This is a genomic window from Novosphingobium sp. (assembly GCF_031417815.1).
Taxonomy (GTDB): domain Bacteria; phylum Pseudomonadota; class Alphaproteobacteria; order Sphingomonadales; family Sphingomonadaceae; genus Novosphingobium.
Genome location: NZ_JANOWI010000057.1, coordinates 1 through 18,134, shown reverse-complemented (window position 1 = coordinate 18,134; position 18,134 = coordinate 1). Strand labels below are relative to the sequence as shown.

Genomic DNA, 18,134 nt, shown 5'->3' with positions numbered 1-18,134 from the left:
GGGGGTCAACCCGTTCAATCGGCGGCGTAGGGCACAATGTCGCCGGTGAAGACCGCGCGCGCTTGTCCGGCCAGCCACTCCATCGCCGCCGCCCAGGGGCCGTGGCCATAGCTGATCCGGGCGACGCCCTGCGCTGCCAGTTCTGCGCGAGTGCCGCGCCCCGGTCCCCACAGGATGTTGACGGGCAGCGGCGATGCGGCGCAGATCGCCTTGATCGTCGAGTGATCGCCAAGAAACGGCACGAACAATCCGCCAGCCCCGGCCGCTGCATAAGCATTGGCGCGTTCGAGCACGGCATCGATCAGGTGCTGGCCATAGTCTTCGCCCTTGACCCCCCGATAGACATCGCAGCGCGCGTTGACGAACAGTCCGGTGGATGCCGCTGCCGCCACCCGCTCGGCCGCCTGATCCAGCGGCAGCAGCGCGGTTTCGCCGGGCATGCGGTCTTCCATGTTGATGCCCGCGGCACCGGCAGCGCGGGCGCGCTGGGCCGAGGCGGTGACCGCCGCGCGATCATCGCCATAGCCGCTCTCGAAATCGAGCGTTACCGGCAGATCGGTGATCGACACAATCCGTTCCAGATTGCGCAGCGCGTCCTCGATTGAAAAATCCTCTCCATCCTTGAAACCTTGCGCTTCGGCCACGCCGAAGCTGCCGGTGGCAATCGCCTTGGCCCCCGCCCCCGCCACGGCCTCGGCGCTGCCGGCATCCCAGATGTTGAACAGCATCAGCGGATCACCGGGAACGTGCAGCGCCCGGAATGCCTCGATCTTGTCCATCACTTTGCTTCCTTTTCCAAGAGCTTGCGCTTGATATCCAATCCATAGGCGTAACCGCCCAGATGCCCGCCGGTGCGGATAACGCGGTGGCACGGGATCAGCACCGCTACGTTGTTCGCCCCGTTGGCACTGCCCGCCGCGCGTACCGCCTTGGGCTTACCCACGGCGGCGGCGAGCTGGGCATAGGTGCGGGTTTCGCCCGCCGGGATCTTCTGCAATTCGCGCCAGACCGCTTCCTGAAACGCGGTGCCCTTCACGTCGAGCGGGATGTGGCTGAAATCGCCGGGAGCTTCGACCGCATCGACGACCTGCTTGAGCAAGCGGGCGAAGTGGGCCCCGCCCTCGACCAGTTCGGCCTTGGGAAAGCGCGCTTCCAGAGCCGCGCAACTTTCGCCAAACGACAAGCGACAAACCCCCTTGTCGGTCGCGGCAACCAGCATCGATCCGAGCGAGGTTTCCACCACCGCCCAATGGATCGCCGCGCCCTTGCCGCCATTTGCCCAGGCCGAAGGCGCCATCCCCAGTCTCCCCTGATTGGCTTCATAGAACCGCGACGGGCCCGAATAGCCCGCAGCATAGATCGCTTGCGTGACCCGGCCCTCTCCGGTCAAGGCCTCGGCCGCGCGCTCGGCCATCAGCGCACGGGCATAGGCGGCAGGCGACAGTCCGGTGTGGCGGGTGAAGACGCGCTGGAAGTGGCTCGGCGAATAGCCGGTCTCTTCGGCCAAGGCTGCCAGTGCCAAGGGCTGCTCCGCCGCCTTGATCGCCGCGATGGCCGCCAGCACGGCGCGTTCGTCGCGCGACACATCATCAGGCGAGCAGCGCTTGCACGGGCGCAGACCGGCGGCGCGCGCTTCGGCCCCATTGGCGAAGAAGCGGACGTTGTGGCGGTGCGGGTGGCGCGCCGGGCAACTCGGGCGGCAATAGATGCCGGTGGAGAGCACGCCCGAGACGAAGCGGCCATCGAAGGCCCGGTCTCGGGCCAATGCGGCGGTCCAGCAATCTTCGTCGCTCGGGCGGATCATCGTGACAGTCATGGCAGGGCTCCTTCGAATGGCAAGACCCTAGCCATCGTGCATTCGCCCTGCGTCCCGCACCTTGCGGTCAAAGCCGGTCAGGCTGCGATCGGGTCGCCGGTCAGCGTGATCCGGTGCATCACCCGGCGATGGCCGTGGTAATCATTCATCGCCAGATGCCAGGTCGCGCGGTTGTCCCAGATCGCCACCGAACCCGGTTGCCATTCAACCCGGCACTGGAATTCCTCGCGCGCGCCCAATTCATAGAGATAGGCCAGCAGCGGCAGGCTTTCCTCGCGAGTCCAGCCTTCAAAGTGGAGCGTGAATCCCGCATTGACGTAAAGCAATTTGCGACCAGTGACCGGGTGACGGATCACCACAGGATGAACCGCGCGGGTCGAAAGCTCCTGTCCGGTCAACTCCGCCGCCTGGTCGGTTTTGGAATAGAAGCCGCCGGGCTGATAGATATGGTCTGCTGAATGGACCGCTCGCAACGTGTCCAGCGTCTGCTTCAAACCATCCGAGAGCGAATCGTAGGCAGCGCCCATGCTGGCAAACAGCGTGTCGCCTCCGCTTGGTGGCAGCTCCCGCGCGACCAGGATCGAGCCCATTGCCGGTATCTCATCGTAACTATGATCGGTGTGCCAACCGCCGCCGATGTTCACACGCTGGGTCTCCGCCTTGCGCACTTCGGCGATTTCGGGCCAGCCAGAATTGGTGGGGAAGAACGGATTGACGTCGATCCCGCCCCAGCGCTTGGCAAAGGCAATGTGCTGTTCGGGCGAAAGCTGCTGATCGCGGATCACCGCTATGCCGTTTTCAAACACCTGGGTTTTGAGAGCATCAAGCGCGGCACCGTCCAGTTCGGCCAATTGCACATCGGTCACTTCGACGCCCAGAGCTTCGGAAAGCGGTGAAACTTTCATGGTTTGTCTCCCTCGGCCACAAGTTTGCGCAGATGTGCAACAAGCCGCAAGGCCAAAGTCCACGCGTCCCCCGGCCAGCGCGCCGAGAGGTAATTGCCGTCCTGCACCACGAACCCGGCGTTCGGGCTTTTGCGTCCGGCATAGCGCGGGAACAGCGGGCCGCGCTCGAACGTGCCCGCCTTGCCGATCCGCTGGCGCACCTCGTCCTCCACGCTGACCGGATAGGTGCGATAGTGGCCGGGTAAGGCGCGGTTAGTGAGCCGTACCGCGATTTCTTCCTGAATGTGCGTCAGCGCAGTGGTGCGCCGTCCCCGCAACACCCCGGCCCGGGCCAGCGGCAGCACCCCGTGGCAGATCGCGCTGACCGGCTGGTTTGCGGCAAAGGCCTCCTTGGCCAGCCGAAACACCTCGGCGCTTTCGCAATAGCTTTTCATTCCCGGCGCATGACCGCCCGGAAAATGCAGCGCATCGTAGTGTTTGGCACCCGCCTTGGCCCAGGTGATCGGCTTCAGAAACTCCGCGCTGGCGATCATCCGGGTATAGGCTTCCTCTGCTTCCATCCGCATCTTCAATGTCGCGGCCAGCACCGGCAGCCCTGCCCCGGTCACGGTGATCGGATCGGCATAGCTGGGCTGGCCGTTCCGGCACGCAAAGGTGATCCGGTGCCCGGCCTCGCTCCACACCAGCCACGGCAAGGCCACTTCCGAGGGGTCATAGTCGGCTTCGGGCAGGATGATCAGGATCTTGGCCAAGCGCCCTAACCCCCCAGCGCCTTGAACAGCATCAAGGTCCGTTCCTTGGCCAGTTCGGCGCTTTCGGGATGATAGTCCTTGCGCCGGTCCGAATTGAAGCCGTGCCCGGCCTCATAGATAAAGTGCTGCGCGGTGGGATGCGCCTTGTCGATCAGCTTTTCGACCGGCTCGATCGGCACCATCGAATCGTAGCGGCCGAAATGGGTGATCGCGGCGCATTTGGGTGCTTCATCGGCGAAGCGGGTGGCGACGTATCCGCCGTAATAGCAGCTCACGCCGTCGAGATCGTCCGAAAGCTGCGCCATCCGCCACGAAACCGATCCGCCAAAGCAATAGCCGACCATGAACACCGGCCCGCCCCGTTCCTTCATCCAGGCCACGCAGCGGGCGGTATCGTCGATCCCCTGGTCCCAATCATGCTCGCCCCGTGCGATTTGCACCGCGCGTTCCCAGTCTGCGCCCGAATAGCCCAGCTCGCAGCCCGGTTCCTGCCGGTCGAACAGCGACGGGCTGATCACTTCGTAGCCATCCCCGGCATACTCCTCGCACAGCTCGCGGATATGTTCGGTTACGCCGAAAATTTCCTGCACCAGCACCAGCCCGCCGCGCCGCTCGCCCGCGGGGATAGCGTGATAGCAGGGCATCTGGTGTCTATCGGACAGAGTCAGCTTGAGCCAATCGCCCATTCAAAATCCCCTTCGCTGCATTCCTCTTCGGGAAGTTCCTTGCCCCACCTTGCATCGCAGCACAATCATGGCTATGCGCGCCCCCGTCACAGGGGTGAAAGTGTGCACTGCACGCCGATCCGCCCCGCCACTGCACCCGATGCAAGGAACCTGAGCGCGTGGAGAATTCCGGCGGCATAACCGCAAGTTTGCAAGGGCGCTACGCCTCTGCATTATTTGAATTGGCGAGCGAATCCGGCAAAGTCAGCGCGGTCGAAAAAGACCTCGCCGCGATGGGTGAGGCGCTGGCCGTTTCGGATGAATTGGCCGCATTGATTCGCAACCCCCGCCTCGGCCGCGATGCCGCCGGGCAGACGATTGCCGCCTTGGCCAAAGCGCTCAAGCTATCGGCGCTGACCACGCAGTTCGTGGGCGTGCTGGCGCAGAACGGCCGGCTGGCCAAGCTGCCCGATACTATCCGCGCTTTCGCCGCGATTGCCGCCGCCGCCCGCGGCGAAGTATCCGCCGAAGTGACTAGCGCCCATCCGCTCGATGCGGGGCAGCTGGCGGAAATCGCCGCCAAGCTCCGGCTGCGCGAAGGCAAGGATGTGAAACTTACCGCCCATGTCGATCCCGACGTGCTTGGTGGTCTGATCGTCAGGATTGGCTCGACTCAGATCGACAGCTCGATCCGCACCCGTTTGAACACCCTCGCGCAGGCGATGAAGGGCTAAAAGCCCCTACGCCCGCAAAGAGTCGATGAAAGGCTAATTCGCAATGGATATCCGCGCCGCAGAAATCTCGAAGGTCATCAAGGACCAGATCGCCAATTTCGGCACCCAGGCCCAGGTCTCGGAAGTCGGTTCGGTGCTCTCGGTAGGGGACGGGATCGCCCGCATCCACGGGCTGGACAATGTCCAGGCCGGTGAAATGGTCGAATTTGCCAACGGGGTGAAGGGCATGGCGCTTAACCTCGAAGCCGATAACGTCGGCGTGGTGATTTTCGGTTCGGACGCTGAAATCCGCGAAGGCGATGTGGTCAAGCGGACCGGCACGATTGTGGACGTTCCCGTCGGCAAGGGCCTGCTCGGCCGCGTGGTCGATGCGCTCGGCAATCCGATCGACGGCAAGGGTCCGATTCTGGATGCGGTCCGCATGCGCGTTGAAAAGAAGGCCCCGGGGATCATCCCGCGCCAGTCGGTGAACGAACCAGTGCAGACCGGGCTCAAGGCGATTGACGCGCTCGTTCCCGTCGGCCGCGGTCAGCGCGAACTGATCATCGGCGATCGCCAGACCGGCAAGACCGCCGTGGCGATCGATACCTTCATCAACCAGAAGGAAGCCAACCAGGGCACTGACGAGAAGAAGAAGCTGTACTGCATCTACGTCGCGGTCGGCCAGAAGCGTTCGACTGTGGCGCAGATCGTGCGCCAGCTCGAAGAAAACGGCGCGATGGAATATTCGATCGTGGTTGCCGCAACCGCCTCGGAACCCGCCCCGCTGCAATACCTCGCGCCCTACACCGGCGCGACGATGGGCGAATTCTTCCGCGATAACGGCATGCACGCCGTGATCGTGTACGACGATCTTTCCAAGCAGGCCGTGGCTTACCGCCAGATGTCGCTGCTGCTCCGCCGCCCGCCGGGCCGCGAAGCCTATCCAGGCGACGTGTTCTATCTGCACTCACGTTTGCTCGAGCGCGCGGCCAAGATGAACGACAACCAGGGCGGCGGTTCGCTGACCGCATTGCCGATCATCGAAACCCAGGCCGGTGACGTTTCGGCCTATATCCCGACCAACGTGATCTCGATCACCGATGGCCAGATCTTCCTTGAAACCGGGCTGTTCTATCAAGGCGTGCGCCCGGCGATCAACGTCGGTCTGTCGGTGTCACGCGTCGGCGGCGCTGCCCAGACCAAGGCGATGAAGAAGGTTTCGGGCTCGATCAAGCTGGAGCTGGCGCAGTATCGCGAAATGGCGGCCTTTGCGCAGTTCGGTTCGGACCTTGATGCCAGCACGCAGAAGCTGCTCAATCGCGGCGCGCGGCTGACCGAGCTGCTCAAGCAGGCGCAGTTTTCGCCCCTGCCGTTCGAAGAGCAGACCGTGTCGATCTTTGCCGGCACCAACGGCTTTTTGGACAGCATCCCGACCGGCGATGTGGTCCGCTACGAAGCCGAAATGCTCAGCTTCATGCGCGAAAGCCATGCCGATGCGCTGAAACTGATCCGTGACAGCCGCGATTTCGGGGACGAGGCCAAGAAGGCCACCGTCGCCGGGCTCGAAGCCTTCGGCAAGCAGTTCGCTTAACGATTGAAGTTGAAACACTGATCGTCATCCCCGCGAAGGCGGGGACCCATCTCCGGACAGTTCGTTTGGAGGCGAGGTCAGGAGATAGGTTCCCGCCTTCGCGGGAATGACGAATTGGAGAATTTAGAGTGGCTTCACTCAAGGAACTCAAAGGGCGGATCAACTCGGTCAAATCGACCCAGAAGATCACCAAGGCCAAGCAGATGGTCGCCGCCGCCAAGCTGCGCAAGGCGCAGGCCGCGGCTGAGGCCGCACGTCCCTATGCCAGCCGTCTGGCCGCCGTCATGGCGTCGATCGCGGGCAAGGTGACCGTTTCCGAAAGCAGCCCCAAGCTGCTGGCCGGGACCGGCAAGGATCAGGTCCACCTGCTGGTCGTGGCCAACAGCGACAAGGGCCTGTGCGGCGCGTTCAATTCGAACATCGTCAAGTCAGCCTTGATCGCGGCGCGTGAACTGGAAGGCCAGGGCAAGACCGTGCTGTTCTATCTGATCGGCCGCAAGGGCCGCGCGGTGATCCGCCGTGCCTATCCCAAGGCGATCCTGGCGAGTTACGACACCACCGCCGTGCGTGAACCCGGTTATGCCGAGGCCGAGAAGGTCGCCGCCGAACTGCTCGCGCTGTTCGACGCTGGCAAGTTCGACATCGCCCACCTGTTCTTCGCGCGCTTCCAGAACGCCTTGACGCAGGTGCCGACCCGGCAGCAGATCGTGCCTGTCCCCACCCCCAAGGTCGAAGCCGCCAATGCGGTTTCGAGCGCGGTCGATTATGAACCCGACGAGGAAGAAATCCTCGCCGCGCTGCTGCCGCGCTATTTGCGCACGCAGTTGTTCGGTGCGCTGCTGGAAAATCAGGCCAGCGAGCAAGGCGCCTCGATGACCGCGATGGATAACGCCACGCGCAACGCAGGCGATCTGATCAACAAGCTGACCATCCAGTACAACCGCAGCCGCCAGGCCGCGATCACGACCGAACTCATCGAAATTATTGCAGGCGCGGAAGCCCTGTAGCAACGGACTAAATCGCTGGCGCTGAAGCGCTCTAAGACTTTCAAGGCAAGGAACGAGACATGGCCATCGCAGCCAAGACCAAGACCACCAAGGCCCCCGCCGCCAAGACACCGGCCAAGCAGGCCGCTCCCAAGGTAGCCCCCAGTGTCGCCGCCACCGGCAAGATTAGCCAAGTTATCGGCGCGGTCGTTGACGTGACTTTCACCGGCGCGCTGCCGGCGATCCTTTCGGCGCTTGAAACCGATAACAACGGCAACCGGCTGGTGCTCGAAGTGGCGCAGCATCTGGGCGAAAACACCGTCCGCACGATTGCCATGGACGCCACCGACGGTTTGACCCGCGGCCAGCCGGTCACCGCCACCGGCGCGCAGATCTCGGTGCCGGTGGGCCCGATGACGCTGGGCCGGATCATGAACGTGATTGGCGAGCCGATCGACGAGCAGGGCCCGGTAAACGCTGCCAAGCGCAACCCGATCCATGCCGAAGCCCCGCTGTTCGTCGACCAGTCGACCGAAGCGGCGATCCTCGTCACCGGCATCAAGGTGATCGATCTGCTCGCGCCCTATGCGCGCGGCGGCAAGATTGGTCTGTTCGGCGGCGCTGGCGTCGGCAAGACCGTGCTGATCCAGGAACTGATCAACAACATCGCCAAGGGTCATGGCGGCGTTTCGGTGTTCGCCGGCGTGGGTGAACGCACCCGTGAAGGCAACGATCTCTACCACGAATTCCTCGACGCAGGCGTCATCGCCAAGGACAAGGACGGCAACCCGACCCCTGAAGGTTCCAAGGTCGCGCTGGTGTTCGGCCAGATGAACGAACCCCCGGGCGCGCGTGCCCGCGTCGCGCTCTCGGGTCTGACCATGGCCGAATACTTCCGCGATGAAGAAGGTCAGGATGTGCTGTTCTTCGTCGACAACATCTTCCGCTTCACCCAGGCCGGGTCCGAAGTGTCGGCGCTGCTCGGCCGTATTCCGTCGGCGGTGGGCTATCAGCCGACGCTCGCCACCGACATGGGCCAGCTGCAGGAACGCATCACTTCGACCAACAAGGGCTCGATCACTTCGGTCCAGGCGATCTACGTTCCGGCCGACGATCTTACCGATCCCGCCCCTGCCGCTTCGTTCGCCCACCTAGACGCGACCACCACGCTCAACCGCGCAATCTCGGAGCTGGGGATTTACCCGGCGGTCGATCCGCTCGACTCGACCAGCCGCGTGCTGACCCCGGCGGTTGTCGGCCAGGTCCACTATGACACCGCGCGCCGGGTTCAGGAAACGCTGCAGAAGTACAAGTCGCTGCAGGATATCATCGCGATCCTTGGGATGGACGAACTTTCGGAAGAGGACAAGCTCACCGTCGCCCGCGCGCGCAAGATCCAGCGGTTCCTGTCGCAGCCGTTCCACGTCGCCGAAGTGTTCACCAACATCCCGGGCAAGTTCGTCCAGGTCGAAGACACCGTGAAGAGCTTCAAGGCGGTGGTTGACGGTGAATACGATCACCTGCCCGAAAGCGCCTTCTACATGGTCGGCGGGATCGACGAAGCCATTGAAAAGGCCAAGAAGATGGCTGAGGACGCCTAAGCCATGCCGCTCCACTTCGAACTCGTCACCCCGGCCCGCCTCGTCCGCTCGGACGACGTCTATATGGTCGTCGTTCCCGGCACCGAGGGCGAGGAAGGCGTGCTGGAGGGCCACGCGCCATTCATGACCACGATGCGCGACGGCACGGTGCGGATCTACAAGACCGACGGCGCCGTGCCTGAGGAAATCCGCGTCTCGGGCGGGTTCGCCGAAGTGGGCGACAACGGGCTGACGATCCTGGCGGAACGCGTCGAAGGCTGAGGGTTTTCGCTGCTTAAAGCGACTGAGGGCGGCCTGCGGGCCGCCCTTTTCCGTTTGGTCCTCTCCATTTTCACGCAGTGCAAATGGGGAGGTGGCAGTGCGAAGCACTGACGGAGGGGTATCGAGGCATGCCCAGAAACCCCTCCGTCTCGTCCTGCGGACGATCCACCTCCCCATTTGTGGCATTCGCCAAAAATGGAGAGGAACTAGAGCGACACCTCGCCTGTCACACAGGTCACGCATTGCCCGCCGACATGCACATCCTCGCCCTCGAAGCGGATCCGGATATACCCATCGCGGCCGATCTGTCGCCCTTGGCTCGCCACATAGCTATCCCCGGGCGAAACCTGCCCCGAAACCAGCCGCCATGCCGCCACCGCCGCATTGCCGCTGCCGCAGACCGGGTCTTCGGGGATTCCGTCCCCCGGCGCGAACGAGCGGACGACCACCTGTTCGCCATCGAGCGCGAAGATTGTCGCTCCGGTCAGGCCATTGGCTTCGTAATAGCGGGTCAGCCGCGCCGGATCGTGCGCGAGGTTTTCCAGCGCTGCGATGTCGGCCAATTGCGCCACCAGCCACACCGGGCCAACATCAACCGCTTGCGGGCGTCCGACCAAGGTCACCCCTTCGCCCAGCCAGGCGCTGGCTTCGGGATCGGCCAGTTCGCGCACCGCATAGCGCGGCAGGCGGAATGACAGGCTGTCATCACCCACAGTCAGTTCGACCAGACCCACCGCGCATTGCTGGACCAGACGGCCGGCCTTGGGTTTAGCAATCCCGGCCTCGATCACCGCATGCGCAGTGCCCAGCGTCGGATGCCCGGCAAACGGCAGCTCATCCTTAGGGGTAAAAATCCGCACCCGGTAATCCGCACCCGGATCGCTGGGCGGCAACACAAAGGTGGTCTCTGAAAGGTTGGTCCAATTGGCGAAAGCTTGCATCTCCGCATCGGACAGCCCTTCCCCATCGAGCACCACCGCCACCGGATTGCCTTTGTATGGCACCGCAGTGAAGACATCGACCTGGGCGAAAGGGCGCTGGCGCATGGCTATTCCACCTGATCGCGCGGCGGCACCACCGGGCGATAGTTCCAGCGCTGCGCATCGCTGCCATCGAGCCGCGATACTTCGGCCATTAGCAGCTTGCCCTGTCGCCAATAGCGGATCCGCTGCGGGAAATCGTGCGCCGGATTGGCAAATTCGATTGCTTCTTCGCTGACCAGGACCATCGGGAATTCAACCGGCTGCTTGCCCTGCGGCTGCGCGAAATAACTGATTGTGCCATCAGGTTTTTTCTTGATCTGCGCACTTTCCCAGTATTGCAGCTCTGACCCGAAGCCGCCGCGGCTGACCCCCAGCATCAATCCGCCGCGCGGGTTCATCCACACCTCGTCGGCCCAGTTCGCGCCTTCCTCCATGGTCCAGCTGCCGGCCAGCCATTCGGGCAAGGCCGCGCCGCGCGGGGCCTGCGCGACAAGCGGAGCGGCAATCAGCAATATAGCGAGTATCAGTTTTTTCATGTTCGTCTCTCTTGCGTGGGCAAGGTGAACCCGTGCTTTAGCGTGCCATCGGTGGGCATGCAAAGCCAGCAAACCGGTTCCACGCAGCGCAGCGGCGGTGCCATTAGGAATTCCTCAAAGTTTCCGACTTATTCACCATCTCGATAGATGACGGGGTAGCCATATTCGTTGCAGGTTGGCCCGCAGGATAAAGGTAGGGATACGATGAGCGCATTTGGCCGCCGCGGTGGCGCGGGACAAGGAGCCCGCCCGCAATTCGGTGTCGCGCGTCCGATGAAGGGCGGCGGCGATCCGTCGCGTTCGTCGTCTCAGCAATCCGCCCCGCTGGGCGGTGAACAGTTCCCGCCGCTTCCCGGCGAGGATACCGGTGCGCCGCTGCCGCCGATGGATATGGGCGGGGGGAACAATCAGCGCGCCGATGCGATGACCCGCCTGCAGGACCGCGTCAACGGCGTGGTCGAAAACCAGCATATTGCCGAAGGCTTCGAAGCTTCGGTCCACAAGATCAAGGAACAGGTGCTGCCGCGCCTGCTCGAACGCGTCGATCCCGAAGCGGCGGCAACGCTTTCCAAGGATGAACTGTCGGAAGAATTCCGCCCGATCATCATGGAAGTGCTGGCCGAGCTCAAGGTCACGCTCAACCGGCGCGAACAGTTCGCGCTGGAAAAGGTGCTGATCGATGAGCTGTTGGGCTTCGGTCCGCTCGAAGAGCTGCTGGGCGATCCCGATATCTCGGACATCATGGTCAACGGCCCGATGCAGACCTACATCGAAAAGAAGGGCAAGCTGCAACTCGCCCATATCCAGTTCCGCGATGAACAGCATCTGTTCCAGATCGCCCAGCGGATCGTCAACCAGGTCGGCCGCCGGGTCGATCAGACCACGCCGCTGGCCGACGCCCGCCTCAAAGACGGCAGCCGCGTCAACGTGATCGTCCCGCCGCTATCGCTGCGCGGCACCGCGATCTCGATTCGTAAATTTTCCGAAAAGCCGATCACCATAGACATGCTCAAGGACTTCGGTTCGATGAGTGAAAAGATGGCGACCGCGCTGAAGATCGCCGGAGCCTGCCGGATGAACGTGGTGATCTCGGGCGGTACCGGTTCGGGCAAGACCACCATGCTCAACGCCCTGTCAAAGATGATCGACCCGGGCGAGCGCGTGCTGACGATCGAAGATGCGGCCGAACTGCGGCTGCAGCAGCCGCACTGGCTGCCGCTTGAAACCCGCCCGCCCAACCTTGAAGGCCAGGGCGCGATCACCATCGGCGATCTCGTGAAAAACGCGCTGCGTATGCGGCCTGACCGGATCATTCTGGGCGAAATTCGCGGCGCGGAAGCCTTCGATCTGCTCGCCGCAATGAACACCGGCCACGATGGTTCGATGTGCACGCTGCACGCCAATTCCCCACGCGAATGCCTCGGCCGTATGGAAAACATGATCCTGATGGGCGATATCAAGATCCCCAAGGAAGCCATCAGTCGCCAGATCGCCGAATCGGTCGATCTGATCGTCCAGGTAAAACGTCTGCGCGATGGCTCGCGCCGCACCACCGAAATCACCGAGGTAATCGGGATGGAAGGCGAAGTGATCGTCACCCAGTCGCTGTTCAAGTTCGAATATCTTGACGAAAGCGATGACGGCAAGATCATCGGCGAATTCCGCTCGTCGGGTCTGCGGCCCTATACGCTCGAAAAGGCGCGGATGTTCGGGTTCGATCAGGCTTACCTTGAGGCGTGCCTCTAACCGGCGATGGCGTTATAGGCCGCCGCTGCGAGCAGCAGCAGCGCGGCAAAGCTCGACCAGAACGAGATGTCGCGCCACGGCAGCAACGGCACAGCATCGGGATCGCTGCGGTTTTTGCGCGCGCGTTCCTTGCGCCAGCCGAGCACCGCCAGCGCCAGCGCGGCCAGCCCCGGCAGCAACAGGTAGATCACCCAATCGGCGTTCAGCCAGTGCGATATGTCTGCTTGCCAGTCCATGCCCGCGCGTTAGAGCCAGCCGATGCAATCTGTCCAGTCTGCCCCGCCGGTTCAGCGTCCGCTATATGCGCTAGGTCTGCGGCTGATGGCGGCGCTGGTGCTGTCGACGCTGTTCATGCTGGTCAAGTTCACCGCCGAGAGCGGAGTGCGGTTTCCCGAAATCCTGTTCTGGCGGCAACTGCCGACGATCGTGCTGGTGCTGGGCTGGCTGGCAGCGCGCGGGCAATTGCAACGCCTGAAGACCAGGCGCCTGCCGGTCCACGCGCGCCGAGCCTTACTGGGGCTGACCGGGATGGTTTTCACGTTCGGCGCGCCGCTGCTGATGCCTTTGGCCGAATCGACCGCGCTGGGGTTCACCACACCGGTTTTCGCGGTGATCCTGTCGGTGTTGCTGCTGAAAGAACGGGTCGGCCCGGTGCGCTGGCTGGCGGTGGCGCTGGGCTTTGCCGGCGTGGTGATCATTGCCCAGCCCGGGCAGATCGCTTTGACGCCCTTTGCCGCCTTCGTGGGGCTGGGTGCGGGCTTCATGGTCGCGCTGATCTCGATTCAGGTCCGCGATCTCAGCCGCACCGAAGAATCGCTGTCGATCGTGTTCTGGTTCGCCGCGATTTCAACGCCGATCCTGCTGGTGGCTTTGCCGTTTTTCTACACCCCGCACTCTGCGTGGCAGTGGTTCCTGCTGCTGTCGGGCGGAATGCTCGGACTGCTAGGGCAACTGCTGCTAACGGCGGCGCTGCGCTATGGTCAGGTCGCCAGCGTGGTGGTGATGGACTATTCCTCGCTGGTCTGGGCGACGCTGTATGGCTGGCTGCTGTGGGGCGATTTGCCCTCCACTGCGACCTGGCTGGGTGCCCCGGTCATCATCGCCGCCGGCGCGGTCATCGCCTGGCGTGAGCACCTGTTGCATCGCCGCGCCGCGCCCGCCAGTGCAAGTGGCGGCGAATGAAGGGCGCTTCATCGCATTGCTAACGAACTTTTGACCCACCTCGTTCGTTGATGCCGGTGCAACCACACACGAAGGATAAAGCCTATGATCCGCAAGATTGTTCTGACGCTGGCCGCCGCCGCAACCGTGGCCTCGCTTTCCGCCTGCAACACCATCAAGGGCCTCGGCCGCGATATTGAATCGGTCGGCAAGTCGGGCGATGACGCGATCAATTGATCGGCTTATGCCGCTGCCTTCGCTCTGGCTTGGCGCCGCGCGGCCCGTTCGCGCAGCACCAGCCAGCTTAGCAGGCCAACCGGACCCACCAGAAAGGTCAACATCAGGATTGGTGCCTGGGCGATCCGGCCGAACCCCTTTGCATCGGCATCGCGGCTGATCCACAGACCGGTGAACAGGTCGAACGCCAGATAGTGCGTCCAGCCGATCACCACCCCGCCATCGCTGCCGAAAAAGGCGCGCACCCCTTCGATCGAGCTGAAGCTTGGCGTGCCGCTGCTCGCGCTCTGGTGCGGATCAGCCAGTCCGCCCAGCACCAGCGCGAACATCGCCGTGTAGAGCAGGCATAGCAGCGCCACGCCCAGATACAGGCAGGCCGAATAGGTCAGCGGCTTGCGCGGGAAAAACACCAGCAGCACCCAGGCCAGCATGGCCCAGATGTTGGTGAAGGCGAACAGCGCTTGCCACATGGTCAAATCCCTTCCGGCTGATGCGCCGGCAGCGCCTTGAAGCGCTGCCACAGCGTCCAGCGCATCGCCACAACCATGCCCAGAGCAAAGCCCAGCAGGCCATCGGTGAGCAGCATGGCGGCGGCGCTTGGCACCCCGCCCGGTGCCGCACCTGCATCCAGCCCCAGTCCGGCGGACAGCGAACGCCGCGCAAAGATGATGCCGAGCACCAGCAGCAACGCGGCGGGCGATTGCCGCATCATCACCGCACCGCTTTCAGGATCGCGCTCAAGATGGAGCAGGTGTCCGCGCTTCCAGCCGAGCGCCCCGCCGATCACCAGACCGAACGCGATCACCAACCAGCCCGTCGCGCTGGGCGGCAGCGAAACCACCAGAAGCGTGAAAACTGCGGTCAGGATCAGCGGTGCGATCCACAGCTGGCCGGGCCGGAACGGCTTGGGCTTGCTGAGACCCCGGAACCGGAAGGCAAAGACCACCGCAATGATCAGCAGCGGCAGCCAGCCTTGCAGGTTTTTCATATCCATCGTCGGTTTTCCCCTTAGGCCGCCGCATCCCCCTTCCACACCAGCACCGGTTTGCGCGCGGCCTGGGTTTCATCCAGGCGGCGGCGCGGGGCAAAGTGGGGTGCGCTCTTGAGGCTCTCATCGCCCGCTTTGGCGCGCTGCGCAAGGCTGCGCAGCGAAGCGATGAAGCGGTCAAGCCCGGCCTTGCTTTCGGTCTCGGTCGGCTCGACCAGCATCGCGCCGTGGACCACCAGCGGGAAATAGACCGTCATCGGGTGGAACCCTTCGTCGATCAGCCCCTTGGCCAAGTCCAGTGTGCTGAAACCATCGGCGAGGCCGACATCGCTGAACAGCGCCTCGTGCATGCACGGGCCTGAGCCACCGAACGGCGCGTCCAGATCGCCATCGAGACTGCGCAGCACATAATTGGCATTGAGCACGGCATCCTCGGCCACCCGGGCCAGGCCATCGGCGCCGTGGCTGAGGATATAAGCGAGTGCACGGGTGAACATGCCCATCTGGCCGTGGAACGCCGCCATCCGCCCGAACGAGTGCGGATGCTCGGCTGCAGCATCCTGTTCCTCGATCAGCAACACAGTGCCATCGGCCTGCCGCGCGGTGAACGGCAGCGGGCCATAGGGCGCCAGCGCTTCGCTGAGCACCACCGGCCCCGATCCCGGCCCGCCGCCGCCGTGCGGGGTGGAAAAGGTCTTGTGAAGGTTGATGTGCATCGCATCGATGCCAAGGTCGCCGGGGCGGACTTTGCCGACAATCGCGTTGAAATTCGCGCCATCGCAATAGACGTATCCGCCGGCGGCATGGACCGCATCGGAAATGGTCTTCATGTCGCGCTCAAACAGCCCGCAGGTGTTGGGATTGGTGATCATCACCCCCGCGACATCGGGTCCCAGCCGCGCCATCAGCGCCGCCAGATCAACCCGGCCTTCGGCGGTGGCGGGGATATTCTCGATCGTGAACCCGGCGAAGGCAGCGGTGGCGGGATTGGTGCCGTGGGCGCTTTCGGGGACCAGCATGACATTGCGGGTATCGCCGCGCGCAGCCAGCGCGGCCTTGATGCACAGCACCCCGCACAGCTCGCCATGCGCGCCGGCCTTGGGGGTCATCGCCACGCCGTGCATGCCGGTCAGCGTGATCAGCCAGTGGGCCAGCTCGTTGATCACTTCAAATGCACCGCCCGCTGCCTGCTGCGGGACCAGCGGGTGGAGATCGGCAAAGCCTGCCATCCGCGCGACCTTTTCATTCAGCCGCGGGTTGTGCTTCATGGTGCACGATCCCAGCGGGAACGGGCCCAGATCGATCGCATAGTTCTGGCGCGAAAGGCGGGTGTAGTGGCGCACCGTCTCGGGCTCGCTCAGCCCCGGCAGCGCGGCAATATCCTGGCGCAGGAACCTGGCCAGACCGGCCAGCGGCGGGGCAGCGGGTTGGTCGATATCAACCCCGGTCGTGCCCGGTTCGCGCAGTTCGAAGATCAGCGCTTCCTCCAGCATCAAGGCGCGGTCGCCGCTTGCGGTGGGGCTGGTTCCGGCTTCCGCGTTGCCCATCTCGGGCTGCCAGCCGCTTGCGTTGGGAGCATTCATGCCAGTACTCCTTCCAGCGCTTGGCCCAGCGCCTCGATCTCCGCATCGGTGGTCATTTCGCTGGTGCAGATCAGCAGCCCGTTCGCCAGATCAGGTGCATCGGGATAAAGCCGTCCGAGCGAAACCCCGCCCAGGATACGGTTATCGGCCAGTTGGCGCACGACATCGCGTGCGTCCTTTGGCAACACCACCGCAAATTCATTGACGTACACATCGTTGAGCACCCGCACCCCCGGCACCCCCGGCACCCTCGCCAGCCGCGCCGCAGTTTGCTGCGCGCGGGCGTGGCTCAACCGGGCAAGGCGGCTCAGCCCTTCGCCGCCCAGCAAGGTCATGTGGACCGAGAAGGCCAGCGCGCAAAGCCCGGCATTGGTGCAGATATTGCTGGTCGCCTTCTCGCGGCGGATGTGCTGCTCGCGGGTGGAAAGCGTCAGCACGAAACCGCGCTTGCCCTCGGCGTCCACCGTCTCGCCGCAGAGCCGCCCGGGCATCTGCCGCACAAACTTTTCGCGGCACCCGAACAGGCCGAGGTACGGCCCGCCGAACTGCAGCCCGACGCCGATCGACTGGCCCTCGCCCACCACGATATCCGCGCCAAGATTGCCCGGCGCTTCGATCAAGCCCAGTGCCACCGGCTCGGTCACTACCGCCACCAGCAATGCGCCATGCGCATGAGCGGCTTCGGCGATTGCGGCCAGATCGGGAATGCGGCCCAAGATATCGGGATACTGCACCACCACGCAGCTGGTCTGATCGTCGATCGCGGCGATCACGCCGACTTCATCCGCCGCTGCCTCAAGCCGAGGCGCGGCCCATTCGATCACATCGCCGGTGAACCTTGCCATCGTTCGCACGGTCGAAACGTAGTGCGGGTGCAGCCCCGAACACAGCACCGCGCGGCTGCGCTTGGTCACCCGCCCGGCCATCGCCACGGCTTCCCAGCAAGCGGTCGAGCCATCGTACATCGAGGCATTGGCGATCTCTGTCCCCAGCAGCCGCGCCACCTGCGTCTGGAATTCAAACAGCATCTGCAGCGTGCCCTGCGCGATTTCGGGCTGGTAGGGGGTGTAAGCGGTCAGGAATTCGCCGCGCTGGATCAGGTGATCGACCGAGGCCGGAACATGGTGGCGATAGGCCCCTGCCCCGAGGAAAAACGGCACCTGGCTGGCGGCGAGGTTCTTGCCCGCCAGCGCGGCCATGTGACGCTCAACCGCCATTTCGCTGGCGTGCATCGGCAAGTCCGCGATCGGCCCGGAGAGCCGCGCTTCGGCGGGAACATCGACGAACAGATCGTCGACTGTGTTTGCGCCGATGACGCCCAGCATGTCGGTACGTTCGGCGGGGGTCAGTGGTAGGTAACGCATTCAGCTTCTTCCTTCACGGTCCTCCCCCTTTGGGGGAAGTGGCAGCGCGCAGCGCTGACGGAGGGGCAACGTGGAGAGGCTATGCCCCCTCCGACCCGCCTGCGGCGGGCCACCTCCCCCAACGGGGGAGGACCTCAAGCTGAAAACTTCCGCTGTCCCGCCAATACCGTCATCCGCTTGGTCCCGGCGAGCGCAGTGCCGCGCTGGCGCACCGAAGCGAGGAAGCGGTATTCACTCGTTGCC

At 63.9% G+C, this 18,134-nt stretch carries 20 protein-coding genes; 8 read left to right on the top strand and 12 right to left on the bottom strand.

The window, feature by feature from the left end:
* Positions 1–14: 14 nt before the first annotated feature.
* From RMN99_RS14195 to RMN99_RS14175, 5 genes are all read right to left on the bottom strand, one after another.
* The gene (locus RMN99_RS14195) at positions 15–779 is read right to left on the bottom strand and encodes an isocitrate lyase/phosphoenolpyruvate mutase family protein (protein ID WP_309623981.1); all 765 of its coding nucleotides are present in this window, start codon (positions 777–779) and stop codon (positions 15–17) included.
* A complete protein-coding gene (locus tag RMN99_RS14190) occupies positions 779–1,816 on the bottom strand; it encodes a methylated-DNA--[protein]-cysteine S-methyltransferase (protein WP_309623980.1) in 1,038 nt (345 codons plus the stop codon). The genes RMN99_RS14195 and RMN99_RS14190 overlap by 1 nt, the downstream gene beginning before the upstream one ends.
* A gap of 77 nt (positions 1,817–1,893) precedes the next feature.
* A complete protein-coding gene (locus RMN99_RS14185) occupies positions 1,894–2,721 on the bottom strand; it encodes a TauD/TfdA family dioxygenase (RefSeq protein WP_309623979.1) in 828 nt (275 codons plus the stop codon).
* A complete protein-coding gene (locus RMN99_RS14180; RefSeq protein ID WP_309623978.1) occupies positions 2,718–3,473 on the bottom strand; it encodes a type 1 glutamine amidotransferase domain-containing protein in 756 nt (251 codons plus the stop codon). Before RMN99_RS14180 ends, RMN99_RS14185 begins: the two co-directional genes overlap by 4 nt.
* A 5-nt stretch (positions 3,474–3,478) precedes the next feature.
* Positions 3,479–4,159: a dienelactone hydrolase family protein gene (locus RMN99_RS14175; RefSeq protein WP_309623977.1), complete on the bottom strand. Its 681-nt coding sequence runs from the start codon at positions 4,157–4,159 to the stop codon at positions 3,479–3,481.
* A gap of 158 nt (positions 4,160–4,317) precedes the next feature.
* On the opposite strand from RMN99_RS14175, the gene RMN99_RS14170 reads away from it, so the two are divergent.
* From RMN99_RS14170 to RMN99_RS14150, 5 genes are all read left to right on the top strand, one after another.
* Positions 4,318–4,872 carry a F0F1 ATP synthase subunit delta gene (locus RMN99_RS14170; RefSeq protein ID WP_309623976.1) on the top strand — a complete coding sequence of 185 codons (555 nt, stop codon included), beginning with the start codon at positions 4,318–4,320 and terminating at the stop codon, positions 4,870–4,872.
* A 43-nt stretch (positions 4,873–4,915) separates the two neighbouring features.
* Positions 4,916–6,445: a F0F1 ATP synthase subunit alpha gene (gene atpA / locus RMN99_RS14165; protein WP_309623975.1), complete on the top strand. Its 1,530-nt coding sequence runs from the start codon at positions 4,916–4,918 to the stop codon at positions 6,443–6,445.
* A 128-nt stretch (positions 6,446–6,573) separates the two neighbouring features.
* Entirely contained in the window at positions 6,574–7,452 is an 879-nt protein-coding gene (locus tag RMN99_RS14160) for a F0F1 ATP synthase subunit gamma (protein WP_309623974.1), read from the top strand.
* 59 nt (positions 7,453–7,511) lie between these two features.
* Positions 7,512–9,032: a F0F1 ATP synthase subunit beta gene (atpD, locus tag RMN99_RS14155; RefSeq protein ID WP_309623973.1), complete on the top strand. Its 1,521-nt coding sequence runs from the start codon at positions 7,512–7,514 to the stop codon at positions 9,030–9,032.
* A gap of 3 nt (positions 9,033–9,035) precedes the next feature.
* On the top strand, positions 9,036–9,293 hold the full coding sequence (locus tag RMN99_RS14150) for an ATP synthase F1 subunit epsilon (protein WP_309623972.1): 258 nt from the start codon (positions 9,036–9,038) through the stop codon (positions 9,291–9,293).
* Positions 9,294–9,499: 206 nt separating this feature from the next.
* Here the strand turns inward: RMN99_RS14150 and RMN99_RS14145 are convergent, their stop codons facing one another.
* Positions 9,500–10,339: a PhzF family phenazine biosynthesis protein gene (locus RMN99_RS14145; RefSeq protein WP_309623971.1), complete on the bottom strand. Its 840-nt coding sequence runs from the start codon at positions 10,337–10,339 to the stop codon at positions 9,500–9,502.
* 2 nt (positions 10,340–10,341) lie between these two features.
* The gene (locus RMN99_RS14140) at positions 10,342–10,812 is read right to left on the bottom strand and encodes a DUF6265 family protein (RefSeq protein WP_309623970.1); all 471 of its coding nucleotides are present in this window, start codon (positions 10,810–10,812) and stop codon (positions 10,342–10,344) included.
* A gap of 204 nt (positions 10,813–11,016) precedes the next feature.
* On the opposite strand from RMN99_RS14140, the gene RMN99_RS14135 reads away from it, so the two are divergent.
* A complete protein-coding gene (locus RMN99_RS14135) occupies positions 11,017–12,558 on the top strand; it encodes a CpaF family protein (RefSeq protein ID WP_309623969.1) in 1,542 nt (513 codons plus the stop codon).
* On the opposite strand, the gene RMN99_RS14130 is transcribed toward RMN99_RS14135, so the two are convergent.
* Positions 12,555–12,794 carry a hypothetical protein gene (locus tag RMN99_RS14130; protein ID WP_309623968.1) on the bottom strand — a complete coding sequence of 80 codons (240 nt, stop codon included), beginning with the start codon at positions 12,792–12,794 and terminating at the stop codon, positions 12,555–12,557. The two genes, RMN99_RS14135 and RMN99_RS14130, sit on opposite strands and share 4 nt — an antisense overlap.
* Positions 12,795–12,816: 22 nt before the next feature.
* On the opposite strand from RMN99_RS14130, the gene RMN99_RS14125 reads away from it, so the two are divergent.
* Both RMN99_RS14125 and RMN99_RS14120 read left to right on the top strand, forming a co-directional pair.
* Positions 12,817–13,740, top strand: a complete 924-nt coding sequence (locus RMN99_RS14125; RefSeq protein WP_309623967.1) for a DMT family transporter — start codon at positions 12,817–12,819, stop codon at positions 13,738–13,740.
* 84 nt (positions 13,741–13,824) lie between these two features.
* Positions 13,825–13,956, top strand: a complete 132-nt coding sequence (locus RMN99_RS14120) for an Entericidin EcnA/B family protein (protein ID WP_309623966.1) — start codon at positions 13,825–13,827, stop codon at positions 13,954–13,956.
* A 5-nt stretch (positions 13,957–13,961) separates the two neighbouring features.
* On the opposite strand, the gene RMN99_RS14115 is transcribed toward RMN99_RS14120, so the two are convergent.
* Genes RMN99_RS14115 through gcvPA form a run of 4 tightly spaced genes read right to left on the bottom strand, consistent with a single transcriptional unit; the run spans position 13,962 to position 17,891 of the window.
* A complete protein-coding gene (locus tag RMN99_RS14115) occupies positions 13,962–14,426 on the bottom strand; it encodes an ABA4-like family protein (protein WP_309623989.1) in 465 nt (154 codons plus the stop codon).
* A gap of 2 nt (positions 14,427–14,428) precedes the next feature.
* Complete coding sequence (locus tag RMN99_RS14110) at positions 14,429–14,950, bottom strand: CcdC protein domain-containing protein (RefSeq protein WP_309623965.1); 522 nt, start codon at positions 14,948–14,950, stop codon at positions 14,429–14,431.
* A gap of 14 nt (positions 14,951–14,964) precedes the next feature.
* On the bottom strand, positions 14,965–16,527 hold the full coding sequence (gene gcvPB / locus RMN99_RS14105; RefSeq protein WP_309623964.1) for an aminomethyl-transferring glycine dehydrogenase subunit GcvPB: 1,563 nt from the start codon (positions 16,525–16,527) through the stop codon (positions 14,965–14,967).
* A complete protein-coding gene (gene gcvPA / locus RMN99_RS14100) occupies positions 16,524–17,891 on the bottom strand; it encodes an aminomethyl-transferring glycine dehydrogenase subunit GcvPA (protein WP_309623963.1) in 1,368 nt (455 codons plus the stop codon). The genes gcvPB and gcvPA overlap by 4 nt, the downstream gene beginning before the upstream one ends.
* Positions 17,892–18,134: the final 243 nt, after the last annotated feature.